General features: G+C 73.9%; 14 protein-coding genes. 8 read left to right on the top strand and 6 right to left on the bottom strand.

What is annotated here, in order from left to right; genetic code table 11:
* Positions 1–99: 99 nt before the first annotated feature.
* Positions 100–1254, top strand: coding sequence for a nucleotide sugar dehydrogenase (locus H8838_RS01110; RefSeq protein WP_397182204.1), 1155 nt, complete (start codon positions 100–102; stop codon positions 1252–1254).
* 5 nt (positions 1255–1259) lie between these two features.
* On the opposite strand, the gene H8838_RS01105 is transcribed toward H8838_RS01110, so the two are convergent.
* Positions 1260–1997 (bottom strand): N-acetyltransferase, encoded by a 738-nt coding sequence (locus H8838_RS01105; RefSeq protein WP_185995415.1) that lies wholly within the window; start codon positions 1995–1997, stop codon positions 1260–1262.
* A 151-nt stretch (positions 1998–2148) separates the two neighbouring features.
* Here H8838_RS01105 and H8838_RS01100 point away from each other — a divergent pair, with 151 nt between their 5' ends.
* The 7 genes from H8838_RS01100 to H8838_RS01070 all read left to right on the top strand — a co-directional run bounded on the left by H8838_RS01100 (position 2149) and on the right by H8838_RS01070 (position 7164).
* Complete coding sequence (locus H8838_RS01100) at positions 2149–3654, top strand: hypothetical protein (protein ID WP_185995416.1); 1506 nt, start codon at positions 2149–2151, stop codon at positions 3652–3654.
* A 36-nt stretch (positions 3655–3690) separates the two neighbouring features.
* Entirely contained in the window at positions 3691–3954 is a 264-nt protein-coding gene (locus H8838_RS01095) for a hypothetical protein (protein ID WP_181309927.1), read from the top strand.
* 9 nt (positions 3955–3963) lie between these two features.
* Positions 3964–4824 (top strand): SCO6745 family protein, encoded by an 861-nt coding sequence (locus H8838_RS01090; RefSeq protein ID WP_185995417.1) that lies wholly within the window; start codon positions 3964–3966, stop codon positions 4822–4824.
* A gap of 84 nt (positions 4825–4908) precedes the next feature.
* The gene (locus H8838_RS01085) at positions 4909–5445 is read left to right on the top strand and encodes a DUF2231 domain-containing protein (protein ID WP_181309929.1); all 537 of its coding nucleotides are present in this window, start codon (positions 4909–4911) and stop codon (positions 5443–5445) included.
* A gap of 41 nt (positions 5446–5486) precedes the next feature.
* Entirely contained in the window at positions 5487–5624 is a 138-nt protein-coding gene (locus H8838_RS01080; protein ID WP_181309930.1) for a hypothetical protein, read from the top strand.
* A gap of 6 nt (positions 5625–5630) precedes the next feature.
* A complete protein-coding gene (locus tag H8838_RS01075) occupies positions 5631–6350 on the top strand; it encodes a GAF and ANTAR domain-containing protein (RefSeq protein ID WP_185995418.1) in 720 nt (239 codons plus the stop codon).
* Positions 6351–6357: 7 nt separating this feature from the next.
* Entirely contained in the window at positions 6358–7164 is an 807-nt protein-coding gene (locus H8838_RS01070; protein WP_185995419.1) for an endonuclease/exonuclease/phosphatase family protein, read from the top strand.
* Positions 7165–7182: 18 nt separating this feature from the next.
* Here the strand turns inward: H8838_RS01070 and H8838_RS01065 are convergent, their stop codons facing one another.
* Genes H8838_RS01065 through H8838_RS01045 form a run of 5 tightly spaced genes read right to left on the bottom strand, consistent with a single transcriptional unit; the run spans position 7183 to position 14031 of the window.
* Positions 7183–8796 carry a glycosyltransferase gene (locus H8838_RS01065; RefSeq protein ID WP_185995420.1) on the bottom strand — a complete coding sequence of 538 codons (1614 nt, stop codon included), beginning with the start codon at positions 8794–8796 and terminating at the stop codon, positions 7183–7185.
* Complete coding sequence (locus H8838_RS01060; RefSeq protein ID WP_185995421.1) at positions 8796–10622, bottom strand: glycosyltransferase; 1827 nt, start codon at positions 10620–10622, stop codon at positions 8796–8798. The genes H8838_RS01065 and H8838_RS01060 overlap by 1 nt, the downstream gene beginning before the upstream one ends.
* Positions 10619–11566: a glycosyltransferase family protein gene (locus H8838_RS01055; protein WP_181309935.1), complete on the bottom strand. Its 948-nt coding sequence runs from the start codon at positions 11564–11566 to the stop codon at positions 10619–10621. Before H8838_RS01055 ends, H8838_RS01060 begins: the two co-directional genes overlap by 4 nt.
* A gap of 13 nt (positions 11567–11579) precedes the next feature.
* Positions 11580–12620 carry a sulfotransferase family protein gene (locus H8838_RS01050; RefSeq protein WP_185995422.1) on the bottom strand — a complete coding sequence of 347 codons (1041 nt, stop codon included), beginning with the start codon at positions 12618–12620 and terminating at the stop codon, positions 11580–11582.
* A 43-nt stretch (positions 12621–12663) separates the two neighbouring features.
* Positions 12664–14031, bottom strand: a complete 1368-nt coding sequence (locus H8838_RS01045) for a GH1 family beta-glucosidase (RefSeq protein WP_224766308.1) — start codon at positions 14029–14031, stop codon at positions 12664–12666.
* Positions 14032–14040 lie beyond the last annotated feature (9 nt).

Raw genomic sequence — 14040 nt, 5'->3', positions numbered from 1 at the left:
TGCCCCGAGCATGCGCGCGTCCTTCTAGACTCACCCTCCGTGACCCCGGACTCGAGCAGCCTCGCCCCCCGTCCCGACGCCGACCAGCCCCGGATCGTGGTGGTCGGCCTGGGGTACGTCGGGCTCTCGATCGCGGTGCTGCTGGCCCAGCACTGCCGGGTCACCGGGGTCGAGGTGGACCCCGCCAAGGTCGCGCTGCTGGAGGACAAGAAGTCCCCCATCCACGACACCGAGATCGAGCACTACCTGGCCACCCGCGACCTCGACCTCGCCTTCACCCTCGACGGCACCTCGGCCTACGCCGACGCCGAGTACGTCGTGATCGCCACCCCCACCGACTACGACCCGGCCACCAACTACTTCGACACCTCCAGCGTCGAGGCGGTGATCACCCAGGTGCACGCGGCCAACCCCGACGCCGTGATGGTGATCAAGTCGACCATCCCGGTCGGCTACGTCGCCGAGACCCGCGCCCGGCTGGGCACCGACAACCTGATCTTCTCCCCCGAGTTCCTCCGCGAGGGCAAGGCACTGCTCGACAACCTGCACCCCTCGCGGATCATCGTCGGCGAGCGCTCGGAGCGGGCGCGGCGGTTCGCCGACCTGCTGCTCGCCGGGTCGCTGGAGACCGACGTCCCGGTGCTGCTCACCGACCCCACCGAGGCCGAGGCGATCAAGCTGTTCGCCAACACCTACCTGGCGATGCGGGTGGCCTACTTCAACGAGCTCGACTCCTTCGCCCTCAGCCACGGCCTCGACACCCGGGCGATCATCGACGGCGTGGGCCTCGACCCGCGGATCGGCACCCACTACAACAACCCGTCCTTCGGGTACGGCGGCTACTGCCTGCCCAAGGACACCAAGCAGCTCCTGGCCAACTACTCCGAGGTGCCGCAGACGCTGATCTCGGCGATCGTGGAGGCCAACCGCACCCGCAAGGACTTCATCGCCTTCGAGATCATCGACCGCAAGCCCGAGGTCGTCGGCATCCACCGGCTGATCATGAAGGCCGGCTCGGACAACTTCCGCTCCTCCTCGGTGCAGGGGATCATGAAGCGGATCAAGGCCAAGGGCATCGAGGTCGTCGTCTACGAGCCCGAGCTGCCCGAGGACACGTTCTTCGGCTCCCGCGTGGTCCGCGACCTCGAGGCGTTCAAGGCCGAGGCCGACCTGATCGTGGCCAACCGCCTCACCGACGACATCAAGGACGTCGCCGACCGCGTCTACACCCGGGACCTCTTCGGCTCCGACTGAGGCGCTCAGGCACCCGTGCGGTGCCGCACCCAGACGTTCGGCTCGACGTAGACAGCCGTCCCGTTCTCCACGTCGCAGTGGACGGGCGTGAGCGCGCCGGGCACCTTCACCTGGCCGGTCCGGTCGAAGGCCAGGCCCGTCCAGGCGCGCCACTCCTCGAGCGTCCCGGGGATCACCATCGAGCGTGACGCCACACCGTCGATCCGCCCGCCCGCACGCACGTGCACCCGCAGCCAGGGGTCGACGGGCAGCCCGTCGGCGCGGACGGCGAAGGCGTGCTCGGTCATCGGCTGGCGCGGGTCGGCCTTGCCGTTCGGGCGCACCGGCGCCACCAGCTCGGCGTACCCGAGGCGCGCGGCGTTGTCGCGCAAGGCCGCCAGGACCTGAGCGGACAGGCCGCGACCCTGCAGGTCGGGGCGGACGGCGATCTCCACCGCCGAGACCGCGTTCGCCGCCGGGCCGCCGGGGAGCCTGGTCGCCAGTCCCCGGCGGATCACCCCGTCCCAGCCGTCGGCAGGCAGCTCGTCGCCGTCGAGGTGGAAGGGCACCGAGAACGCCTTGGCGACGACGTCGCCGGCCTCGTCGAAGCAGACGAGCACGTACTCGGCGAACTCGTCGAGTGCAGCGTAGTAGCCGTTGCCGATGGGGTCGTGGAGCATGAACTCGGGCCACGAGCTGGGCATCGCCCACATGGCCCCCTCCAGCGAGGGGTCGTCGGCCAGGACCACGCAGCGCAGGTTCACCGGGCCATTCTGGGCCACGGCTCCGCGGAGAGGAGCGCCGCGTCGCCTGCGTGGAGCGCACTGGGTCATTACTGAATCACTCCCGGTCGCTCCCGGGCCACCCTGTGGACAAGCCCTGTCATGCGAACACCTGTTCGAGTAGAGTCATGGCATGACGACCACCGGACAGGGCACGAGCGCGACCGACGTCGCCGCGCTCGACGCGGCGGGAGTGCTGGAGCACGTCCAGGTCGCACTGCTCTCCCGGCGGGCGGCGGAGGTCGACGACCTCCGACTGGTCGCCCACTGGGCACTGCTGCATGGCAGCGACCCGCGCGACGACCCTACGGCGTCGGGGTGGGACCGGCTGGTCGAGCTCGGCGGGGAGGGCACGCCCCGGGTGCGCGACCTCTGCCTGGCCGAGCTCGCGGTGGTCCGGCGCACCCACGTGCTCGCGGTCCGCTCGGCGATGGCGGACGTGCTCGACCTGCGGCACCGGTTGCCCCGGACCTGGGCGGCGGTGGAGTCCCTGGAGGGCGAGGCGTGGGTGGCGCGCCGGGTCGCCGCGATGAGCCGCCGGCTCTCTCTGCTCGACGTCGGCGTGGTCGACGCCGCCGTCTCCGTCTGCCTGGCGGGCGAGGCGCCGTCGCGAGTGCTGGAGATCGCGGAGGCGAAGGTGATCGAGGCCGACCCGGCCGCGCACGCGGCGCGGGTGGAACAAGAACGGATGAGGCGCTACGTCTCCCTCTCGCGCACCGACGAGCACGGCCTGCGGCACGTGGTGGCGCGGGTCGAGGCCGGCGACGCGGTCTACGTCGACGCGATGGTCACCCGGGTCGCGGAGATCCTGGCGACCCAGGTGCCCGACGACGTGCCGGCGGACCAGCGGCCGACCCTGGACCAGCTCCGCGCCGACGCGCTGGGCTGGCTCGCGCGTCCCGCCGAGCTGCTCACGCTGCTCCTCGAGCACGCCGACGACGCACGCACCACAGAGGCGCCGGCCGACGAGGCACCGGCTCAGGACGCGCACACCGACCCCACCCGGCCCGCTCCCTCCCGTGCCCTCGCCTTCCCGGCCGACCTGCTGGCCGCCCTGCGCGCCGTCGACCCCGCCCGGCTCCGGCCGAGGGCGACCCTCGTCCTCCACCTCACCGACCAGGGCATGGCCGACCCCACCCGCTCGGTGGCCCGGGTCGAGGAGTGCGGTCCGGTGCTGGCCGCCCAGGCTGCCGAGTGGCTCCGGCACTCCCACGTCACCGTGCGGCCGGTCCTCGACTTGGCCGACCGGGTGGCCGCGGCGGGCTACGAGCACCCCGAGGGCCTGAAGGAGCGGGTCTGGCTGATCACCGGGGGCCGGGACATGTTCCCGTGGGCGCCCGGGCGGTCCCGCCGGGTGGACTACGACCATCCCGACCCCTACGTCCGGGGCGGGCCACGCGGCCAGACCGGCACCCACAACTCCCAGCCGCTCTCGCGCCGACACCACCGCTACAAGACCCACGCCGGGTTCGCGGTGCGCCAGGTCGCCCCGGGGTCGTACGTGTGGCGGAGCCGCCACGGGCACTGCTTCGCGGTCGGACCGCACGGCACCACGCCGGTGAGCCCGGAGGTCGTGGCGCCCTGGTTCGCCGACTGCACGCCCGGCGCGGTCCCGCCCCGGGCACCGCTCGCCGGCTGAGGGTTTCAAGCCGTGCCGAAGGGACAGGATCCGCGCATGTCGACACCCGACGAGCAGGACTCGAACAAGCAGTACTCCAACGGCCTGGTGGGCCCCTTCGCCCTGAGCACGGAGAAGGTGGGGATGGTCTTCTCCGCGGTCCTCCTGATCGTCCTGCTGGTCGTGCTCGCCGTCCTGGATCCCAAGGACCCGACCAGCCTCTACCTCACCCTGCCTCTTCCCGTCTTCATGTTCGCGATGAGCGCCTACCGGCTGCGCCGCATGCGGCGAGAGGACGAGCAGGAGCCGGGCGGTCGCTAGAGTCGCCGCATGACCGACCCCGGGGACGACCTCGAGCTGACCAAGACGTCCCGCAAGGCCTGGGGAGCGCTGGAGACGGTCCACGTGCTGGCCCACTTCGCGCCGCCGGTGACCCAGGCCTACGTCGACCTGGGCTTCCGGCCCCGCCTCTCCTACTTCGCCGCGCGCTCGGCCCCGTACGGCGCGGTCGGACCCGAGGTGCCTGCCGCGACCTTCTACGCCTTCGCCCCCTGGCTCTTCACCAAGACCCTGCCGTCGTCGTGGGAGATCGCCTCCCCCGAGCAGGTGGTCGAGGCCCAGCGCGACTCGATCGCCGGGGTGATGGCGCAGGTGCTGGCCGAGATCGACGACGCCCACGTCACCGAGCTGCTCGGGCTGCTGCGCACGGTCTGCGCAGGGCTCACCGCGCCCGGCCGCCCCCTGTACGCCGCGTACGCCGGCCTCCCCTGGCCCGAGGACCAGGGCGCGGCGCTGTGGCACGCGGCGACGCTGATCCGCGAGCACCGGGGAGACGGGCACCTCGCCCTGCTCGTCGCCGCCGAGCTCGACCCGGTCGAGGCGGTCGTCCTGAACGGTCTCTACGCCGGCACGATGGAGTTCATGCGGGCCACCCGAGGCTGGACCGACGAGGAGTACGCCGCGGGCGCCGAGCGGCTCGCCGCCCGCGGCCTGGTCGCCGACGGCGGGCTGACCGAGGACGGCCTCGCCTTCCGCAAGCAGCTCGAGCGGGAGACCGACCGGCTGGCGCTGGCGGGGTGGCGCCACCTGGGGCTGGACGGGACCCGGCGGGTGCTCGAGCTGGCCCTGCCGGTCCGGGACGGCGCGCTCGCCGGCGGGATGCTGCCGGAGTGGATGAGCGGCGGCCGCTGAGCCGGTCCGTGCGGGGTGGGCCGAGTAGGAGCTCTCCCGACGGGGTACGTCTCGGTCCCCTGCTGCGACCGTGAAGGAGAGCCCGTGAACCCGCTCGTCCGCCTGACCCGCACGCTCGAGGAGTCCACCGCGCTGGACCGACCCGTCCGCGCCATCCGCCCGCTCGCCTCCGGCCTGGCGACCGGCAAGCGCGGCCGACTGCTGCGCGGGGAGTGGCTCGGGCACGCGCTGCACCCGCTGCTGACCGACGCGGTGATCGGCACCTGGACGTCGGCCACCCTGCTCGACCTGATCGGTGGACGCGACGACCAGGACGCCGCGCGCCGCCTGGTCGGGATCGGGCTGCTTGCCGGCGTGCCCACCGCCCTCACGGGCTGGGCGGAGTGGACGGCCGCCGACGACCGCAACCAGCGGGTGGGCTTGGTGCACGCGCTGAGCAACGGGATCGCCGGCTCCGCCTACGGCGCCTCCTACCTGGCCCGCCGGCGCGGACAGCACGCCACGGGCGTCAAGCTCGCCCTGCTCGGCTTCTCGGTGGCCGGCCTCGGCGGCTACCTGGGCGGCCACCTGGCGTCCGCCCGCAAGGTCGGCACCCGGCACGAGGAGTTCGCCCGCAGCTGAGCCCGAGGCGTGCGCGCCCCGTCCGTGGGGTACGGACCTCCATGACCACCACACCCACCGAGCCCTCACCCGACCCCGACGTCGTCCCCAGCGGGGACCCCGCGCCGATCCCCACGCCCATGCCGGGCGAGGACCCGGGCGTCCCCGAGCAGCCGGAGCCGCTGCCCGGTGAAGCCTGAGACTTCGTGACCTCCGAGAGCGGTGGCAGCACGGAGAGCTCCCACTTCGCTGCGGCGCTGAGCGCCGTCAGCCGTTCCCTCCATGCCGCGCAGAGCGTCGAGGAGAGCCTGGACCTGATCGTGGAGACGGTGCTGCTGGCGCTGCCCGACTTCGAGCACGCCGGCGTCTCCATCCGGCACCGCGACGGCCGGATCGAGACCCGGTCCAGCAGCAGCGACCTGGTCCGCGAGCTCGACGCCCTGCAGTACGAGCTGGGCGAGGGCCCGTGCGTGGACGCGATCCTCAGCGACCCGGTGATGCTGGTCGAGGACGCCGCCACCGACCCCCGGTGGCCGCGCTACCTGCCGCAGGCCGTCGCGCGCGGGATCAGGTCCCAGCTCGGGCTGCAGCTCTACACCGACGAGGAGACGCTCGGCGCCCTCAACCTCTACTCCACCAGTCCCGGGGTCTCACCCGACTCCGTGCACCTGGCCGAGCTCTTCGCCACCCAGGCGGCGCTCGCCCTGGGCCGGGCCCGCCAGGAGGACAACTTCAACCGGGCGATGGCCACCCGCAAGGTGATCGGGCAGGCCATGGGCATCATCTCCGAGCGCTACCAGCTGCCCGAGGAGCGGGCCTTCCAGTTCCTGGTCCGGGTCTCCCAGGCCAGCAACGTCAAGCTGCACACGATCGCCGCGGAGCTGGTCGCGAGCACCAACGAGAAGTACGCCGGCACCGAGGAGTAGCCCGCCCGTGCTCCGGATCGCGACCGCCAACGCGGCCTCGGGCCGCTCTCCCTCACCCGCGTCCGGCCACGCCAAGGACCCGGGCGACTGGGCGCTGGACGACTGGGCCCACGACGCCGCCGCGCTCGACCTCGACCTGCTCGCCGTGCAGGAGGTGGACCACCTGCTCCCCCGGTCCGGCCACGCCGACCAGACGGCGACGGTCGCCCACGCCCTCGCGGCGGGAGGCGACCCCTGGCACGCCCGGTTCGCCGCCGCAGTGCACGGCACCCCCGGCAACGCGGCCACGATGCGGCCGGCCCCGGCGACCGTGGGGGAAGAGCCGTCGTACGGCGTGGCGCTGCTGAGCCGGCACCCCGTCGAGCAGTGGGACGAGCACCGGATGGCCCCCTCGGCCGTCCGGATCCCGGTGCGCAACCCCTCCTGGACCGACGAGGAGCGGGTGGTGGTCGCCGACGAGCAACGCGTCGCGCTGGCCGCCCGGGTGCTGGCGCCGGGCGGTCCGGTCACGGTGGTGACCACCCACCTGTCGTTCGTGCCGTGGCGGGCGGGCGCCCAGCTGCGCGGGCTGGTGGCGTGGGCGCGGGCGCTGCCGCGTCCGCTGGTGCTGCTCGGCGACCTCAACCTGCCGGCCTCGGTGGCCTCCCGACTGACCGGGTGGACGCGCGTGCCCACGGGTCCGACGTACCCGGCGCAGCGCCCGGTCGCCCGGCTCGACCACGTGCTCCTCGACGGCTGCACGGCCGAGGAGGCCGGCACCGTCCGGCTCGCCGGAGCCGATCATCTGGCGGTGCGGGCCACGGTGCGCTGGTGACGCCGCGCTCGGGGCGGTTCAGTGCCCTGGGCGGCGCCACCGGAACCGACGGCCGCTCTCCTCGCCGCTGACCGGCTCGGAGACGGGGGCGTCGGAGACAGGGGTCTCGGACGCGGGAGTGCCGAGCAGCAGGGCCCGCGACTCCTCCGGGCTCATCGCCGGCTTCGGCTTGAGCACGAACCGGGGCAGGTCGCGCTCCTCGGTGGGCACGAAGCCCACCTCCTTGGCGGCGTACGAGCCCGTCCCGAAGGCCTCCTCCATCAGCTCGTCGCGGTCGTCGCCGACCTGGGCGACCCGCTCGACCCGGGCGAGCGCGGCGATCCGCTCCAGCCTGGCCTCGGCGCCGTCGGGGTAGGTGATCGTCCGGCGGCCGTGGTGGGTGCGCTCGAGGTCGTCGAGCAGCCGCTGCAGGGCCTGCGGCAGCGGGGCGTGGGAGGTGTCGGGCAGGGTCAGCCGGAACTCGGCGTCCGTCGACTCAGGGCAGTGCCCGGGCGCGGACTCCACCAGGCTCACCCGCGGCTCGCCGCGGTAGGAGCGGTGCACGATCCGCAGCTCGAGCGCCGGGTCCTCGACCGGCTGGATCCGCTCCTCGTGCACCCGGCCCCACGGTCCCACCAGCAGCACCCGCAGGTCGGAGAAGTCGGCGTCCAGCAGCGCGTCGACGCAGGCCACGACCTCGTCGGCCCCCTGCGCGATCTCGGGGTCGGTGAGCCGGTCGGCGACCGGCACCACGACCTCGACGTACGGCACCTCGTAGCTGCGGCCGTGCTTGCGCCGCTTGGGCCGCATCGCCGGCACCAGGTTGGCCAGGTAGGGGTCGTTGTAGCGGTTGACCTGCTCGGCCCGGCGCAGCACCTGGGAGCGGCCCAGGTGCCAGGAGCGCGCCTCCCGCTCGACCACGAAGACGCCGCCGACCTGGGCCAGCTCGTGGCCCAGGGCCATGTCCTCACCGAGCCGGAGCTGGGGGTCGAAGCCGCGCGAGGCGCGGTAGAGGTCGCGGGTCACCGAGCCGGTCATGCCGATGTGCACCCGCTGGGCCCGCGGCCCGGCCAGGGTGAGGTCGTCGGTGCGGCGCCAGTAGCCCTCCACCCACTTGTGCTCCTCGTGCGGCACGCCGGGGAAGAAGTCCCCCGCCTCGCCGGCCGCGACCCGGTCCCGCACCTCGGCGGGGTCGAGGCCGAAGAGCCAGTCGGGGTCCACGAACCGCTTGTCGCCGCCGGGCACCGCGTAGTCGACGAGGTGGTGCCAGCGCATGTGCGCCTCCACCTCCTCGCGGTAGGGCAGCATGTCGGCGTCGTACCAGTGCAGGACGTCGCCGTCGCTGGCCTGGGCGCCCAGGTGGCAGGCGTTCGCCCGGCCCCACCCGGACTCGACCCGGAGGATGCGGGTGTTCTCCGGCCGCACCTCCGGCAGCTCCAGCGGCGGGGTGGACTGGTCGTCGACCACGACCACCTCGAGCAGGTGCGCGGGATAGCTCTGCCCGGCCAGCCCGGCGAGCACGTAGGGCAGCGTCCGGTGGTAGTTGTACGCCGGCACCACCATCGAGACCGACAGGCGCGGATCCCACTCACCCAGCGCCGGCGGCGTCAGCGAGCGGTAGTCGTTGTGCCGGACCACCGGCTGGCGTGGCATCAGCCGCTCGCCCCCTCCACGGTGGCGCCGAGCTCGCTGCTGGGGTGGAAGCCCGGCCACTCGGTGTCGACGATGTCGGGACGTCGGAACTCCTCGTCGTCCATCGCCCAGGTGTGGCCCTCGCCCGTGCGCCGCAGCACGTAGCCCAGGCCGTGGGTCCGGTAGATCCGGCCGCCGGCGGCCTCCACCCCGCTGAGCAGCTGGGTGTCGACGAACCGCCGGACCCGGCGGAACCCGCCGAGCGCGTCGAGCAGCTCGCGGCCCAGCAGCGTGGTGCCGCCCGCGACGAACCGGTTGAACAGCTCGGAGGGGTGGTTGCGGCGGACCGTGACGTCGGGCCCCTGCAGGTAGACGAACTCGCTGGGCATCCCGACCACGTCGGCGCCGGAGTAGCGCCGGGCCATCAGCAGGTCGTGCACGGCGTACGGCGAGTACCAGTCGTCGTCGTCGATCTTGAGCAGCAGGTCGCTCGTCGCGGCGTGGGCCGCGGCGTTGAGGACGTCGCCGAAGAACGTCTCCTGGCCGATCTCGAGCACCGTCGCCGGCACATCGCCGAGCGTCTTGGTCACCAGGTCGGGGTCGGGGGTGAAGCCGTGGGCGGCGAGCACCAGCTCGACCTCGACCCCGCGCTGCCGGGCCACCTGCTCCAGCGCGAACTCCAGCTGGTGGGGACGCCGGGTGGCGAGCAGGATGCTGACCGGGGGCAGGCCGGGCACCCGGCCGCGCTCACCGCCGGCCGGCAGCGGGCGCACCCCGGCGGCGTCGGCCAGGCCGGCCCGCCAGACCAGGGTGGAGTGGGCGTCGAAGGCGGCACGGCGCACCCGCAGCGAGTGCTCCTCGCGGGCCAGCGGGTCGCCGAGGTCGCCGGCGCCGTCCATCGTGGCCCGCAGCACCGGGTCCACCCGCGGCCCGTCGCCGGACTGCTGGCCGGTGACCACCAGCGGGACGCCGGCCATCGCCAGCCGCAGCACCTGCACCGGGTCGTGCCGGGTCAGGTCGACGCGGACCCCCTGGTGGGCGCGGGCCTTGCGGACCACCGCCTCGGTCACCCCGGACGGGCCGGGGGCCAGCTCGAGCAGGCCGATCAGCGGGAGCTCCCACTGCTTGCGCCAGCCCATCGGGTTGAAGACCAGCTCGTCGACCGGCTCCATCCCCCGACCGCGGACCACCGTGGGCGCCCGGTCGATCACGTGGTGGCTCGCCGGAGCGGCGCCGGCCGCGGTCCGCTCGCCGGTCAGCACCACGTCCGGCGGCACGTCCCGCTCGGGGTCGCCGGCCTCGGCCGGGTCGCCCAGGTGCAGCGCGCGGGCGTCGAGACCCTCGGCGGCCGGGCGACCGGCGTACGCCACGACCAGGCCCTGGTGGGCGGTGTCCGCGCCGGGGACGGCCTGGCGGGCCAGCTCGGCGAGCACCAGGTGCGCGCCGACGGGCTCGGCGAACCGGGCCACGGTGAGGAACCCGGCCGCCTCCTGCTCGCCCTTGGGGCCGTGCAGCGGGCGGGCGTGCAGGCTGGTCATCAGCGGCCACTCCCCGCGGGGAGTGAGGACCAGCGGCGCGGTGCCCTCGGTGAGCCAGACGCCGACCGTGCGGCACTGCCCCAGCCGCGGCACCATCGACGCGGCCCGGCGCAGCGCGGCCCGGTCGGAGGCGACCAGCAGCACCGTCTTCCAGCCGCGCTTGACCGGCTCGCCGGGGTCGACCTGGGAGAGCGCCAGCAGGGACCCCTGGAACCCGATCGGCAGCGCGGCCACCACGGGGTCGTCGCCGGCCACCACCAGCACGGGGGCCGGGGAGTTCGCGAAGAAGGAGTCGAGGGGGTGGGTCAACGCGGGGTCCTCTCACGCAGCGACGCGGGCAGGCTGTGCTTGACCAGCGGCCTGGGTGCCTGCCGCAACCAAGTGTCGGTCACGTGGTCGATGATGTGCACGCCGGGCGGGGCGTCGACCCGGGTCAGTCCGCCGAGCTCCTCGGCGCGGCCCTCGCGGATGGCCTGGTCGACCTCGAACTCGCGCAGCTTGCGGTAGAGCCGGGTGTTCGTGAAGTCGACGCCCTCGGTGCGCCAGTGGGCGAACTCGTCGGCGTCCAGCCACTTGACCTCGACCACCAGCCCCTGCGGCAGCACCACCCGTTCGACGCCCGGCGGGAACTCGCGCAGCTCCCAGTCGAAGGCCTTGACGAAGGTGAACTCCGGGCCCATCGGGTAGACCCAGGGCTCGAGGAACCGCAGGCTCAGGTCGAGCCAGCCGGTGGACTCGTCGACCACGGTCAGCGGGTGCCGCGGCATCGCCACGATCGCCTCGGTGGCCTGGAGCTGCCAGGAGAGGTCGCGCAGGATGCTGGACCCCTCGCCGGTGAGCACCATGTCGCCGTCCCACTTCATCGAGTAGGCCGTGCGGACGTGGCTGAAGGACCAGTTGTAGAAGTGGGTCAGCGAGTGCACCGAGGTGGCCGGGGTGGCCAGGTGCTCGCCGCCCGCGCGGCTCACCCGGTGGGGGTAGTCGAGCACGGTCAGCCGGTCGCCGGCGCCCGCCTCGTCGGCGACCCGCCGGGCCACGTCGGCGGTGCCGTCGTCGGAGCCGTTGTCGACGAGCAGCACGTGGTCGACCGCCGCGAGGACCGGCGGCAGCACCCACGGGAGGTTGCGCGCCTCGTTGCGCACCCGGAAGACACAGGTCAGCCCCGGGGCGAGCGGCTCCCCGGCCGTCCACGGCCAGGTCACGTCGAAGTCGGACAGCCCCTCGAGGCAGGCGATGTCCACGGGCGCTGGCATGGCGGCAGCCTACTCAGCGCTCGCGGCCCAGCGCCTTGCGGAGGGTGCGGCGCGCGGTGGGCGGAACCATGGCGCGGACCCGGTGCGGCACCCGGTCCAGCGCGCCGCCGGACGGCTGCTGGGCCTCGGCCCGGCCCTGGCGGACGCCCTCGCGCCGCGCGGCCAGCACGCTGGAGGCGGCGAACGCCTCGGCCTCGTCGTACATCTCGCCGTAGGCCTCGCGCAGCTGGTCGCAGACGGCGTGCGCCTCGGGAGTGTCGCCGCCCGGCTCGGCCAGCCCGTCGAGCGCCTGCCAGGTCTCCTCGGCCAGCTCGCGGAGCGCGGTCGGCACCTGCACGTCGTCCCAGGTCAGGGTGACCCGGCGCAGCGAGGGGTCGATGAACCGGTGCACCGCCGCGATGTCGACCGCCATCGCCGTCTTGACCGCGTGCAGGTCGAAGCTCTCGCCCAGCGCGAAGACCGGCACGGTCCAGTCGGCCAGCATGTCGGCGTACCGGACGAAGGCGCGCTGCTCCCCGCGGGTGGCGCGCTCGGTGCCGAGCATCATGTTGATCCAGGCCGCGGTGCGGGTGACCCCGCCCTGACGGGCGTCGTAGTACTTCTGCTTGGAGCCGACCACCTCGGTGACCGGGCGCAGCATCGTCACGTACGACGTGGTGGCGCCGTTGCGCTCGGCCGCGGCGCGCCACAGCCCGAGGAACCAGGCGGCCCGCGGGTCCTTGAGCACCAGCTCGTCGGCCTGCCCGAGCTGGTCGGCGAGCCAGTCGCTCACCCGCTCGCGCACCGCGTGGTCGGCGCTGACCTTGCCGGCGTCCAGCCAGGCGCGGGGCCGGGCGTCGGAGACCTGCACGCCGGAGCGCTTGAGCAGGTCGTCGTGGGTGTCGACCAGCCACTGCGGCTCGCCGAACCCCTTGGGGTTGGTGGCGTCGGCGGCGACCTCGGGCTGGGGGACGTGCAGCCCCAGGGTGCGCAGGGTGCCGGCCATCGTGCTGGTGCCGCTGCGGCCGGACCCGACGACGAGGACGACGCGGCGGGGCTCGGCGGGTTCGCTCATGCGCGCAGCCTAGTGGCTGGCCCCGAGGAGCCGGGCCGCCCGCTCAGCGGTCGACGGGCTGGGAGGCGACCATCGCGGCGAACCACTCGTAGGAGCGCTTCGGCGTACGCCGCTGGGTCTCGAAGTCGACGTGCACCAGCCCGAACCGGTGCTCCAGGCCCTTGGCCCACTCGAAGCAGTCGAGCAGCGACCAGGCGTAGAAGGCACGCACGTCGACCCCGCGGTTGACCGCCTCGGAGACCGCGCGCAGGTGCGCGTCGTAGAAGTCGATCCGCGGCTGGTCGTCGACGACGCCGTGCTCGTCGGGCCCGGTGTTGTACGCCGCACCGCACTCGGTGATGAAGATCGGCGGCAGGGCCGCCCGGTAGCGGGCGCGGAAGATGATGAGGAACTCCCGCAGCGCGTCCGGCACCACCGGCGAGCCCGCGTCGGTCTGCGGGTGGCCGAGCACCTCGACGAACTGGAACGGGTTCTCCTCCTCCTCGGGCGCCGCGGCGATCCGGGCCGGGTAGTAGTAGTTGATCCCGTAGAAGTCGAGCGGCTGGCGGATGGTGGCCATGTCGCCGGGGGCCACGACGTCCTCCATCAACGGGGCCAGGTCGACCGGGTAGCGGCCGAGCAGCATCGGCTCGAGGAAGAGACCGTTCCACATCTGGTCGAAGACCTTGCTGACCCCGGTGTCGGCCTCGTCCTCGCTGGCCGGCCAGATCGGCGCGTGGTTGTTGGCGCAGCCGACGCTGGCAGCCCCGGCGGCCCGGAGCGCCTGGGCGGCGCGCCCGTGCGCGAGCAGCAGGTGGTGCGCCACCGGCAGGCAGTCGAAGAGCAGCGCCTTGCCCGGCGCGTGCCGGCCCTCGCCGTAGCCGAACATCGTGACCACGCTGGGGTCGTTGACCGGCACCCAGTGGGCGACCCGGTCGGCGAGCCGCTCGCCGACGATGCCGGCGTACTCGGCGAACCGGTCGGCGGTGGCCCGGTTGAGCCAGCCGCCGTCGTCCTCAAGGCCCTGGGGCAGGTCGTAGTGGAACAGGGTGGCCATCGGCGCGAGGCCGTGCTCGAGCAGCGAGTCGACGAGCCGGTCGTAGAAGTCCAGCCCGGCCGCGTTGACCTGGCCCGAGCCCGTGGGGAGCACCCGGGGCCAGGAGATGGAGAAGCGGTAGCCGGGGGCGCCCAGGCCCGCCAGCAGGGCCACGTCCTCCTCGACCCGGTGGTAGTGGTCGCTGGCGACCTCGCCGGTGCTGCCGTCGGCCACGTGGCCGGGCACGGCGCTCCAGGTGTCCCAGACGCTCGGCCCGCGGCCGTCCTGGGCCGCCGCGCCCTCCACCTGGTAGGCGGCCGTCGCGGTGCCGAACTGGAAGCCGGCCGGGAGGAGGGGGAACTCTCCCACCCCCCGGTGCGTGCTGGGGAAGGTCACCCAGAGACG

The organism is Nocardioides campestrisoli, from assembly GCF_013624435.2.
Classification (GTDB): domain Bacteria; phylum Actinomycetota; class Actinomycetes; order Propionibacteriales; family Nocardioidaceae; genus Nocardioides; species Nocardioides campestrisoli.
The sequence above is the reverse complement of the archived record's forward strand: the minus strand, read 5'-3'. Positions and strand labels throughout refer to the sequence as shown.

Coding starts and splice junctions, on each gene's coding strand:
- H8838_RS01100 (WP_185995416.1), top strand. CDS start 2,149: ATGACGACCACCGGACAGGGCACGAGCGCGACCGACGTCGCCGCGCTC.
- H8838_RS01095 (WP_181309927.1), top strand. CDS start 3,691: ATGTCGACACCCGACGAGCAGGACTCGAACAAGCAGTACTCCAACGGC.
- H8838_RS01090 (WP_185995417.1), top strand. CDS start 3,964: ATGACCGACCCCGGGGACGACCTCGAGCTGACCAAGACGTCCCGCAAG.
- H8838_RS01080 (WP_181309930.1), top strand. CDS start 5,487: ATGACCACCACACCCACCGAGCCCTCACCCGACCCCGACGTCGTCCCC.
- H8838_RS01065 (WP_185995420.1), bottom strand. CDS start 8,796: ATGCCACGCCAGCCGGTGGTCCGGCACAACGACTACCGCTCGCTGACG.
- H8838_RS01055 (WP_181309935.1), bottom strand. CDS start 11,566: ATGCCAGCGCCCGTGGACATCGCCTGCCTCGAGGGGCTGTCCGACTTC.
- H8838_RS01050 (WP_185995422.1), bottom strand. CDS start 12,620: ATGAGCGAACCCGCCGAGCCCCGCCGCGTCGTCCTCGTCGTCGGGTCC.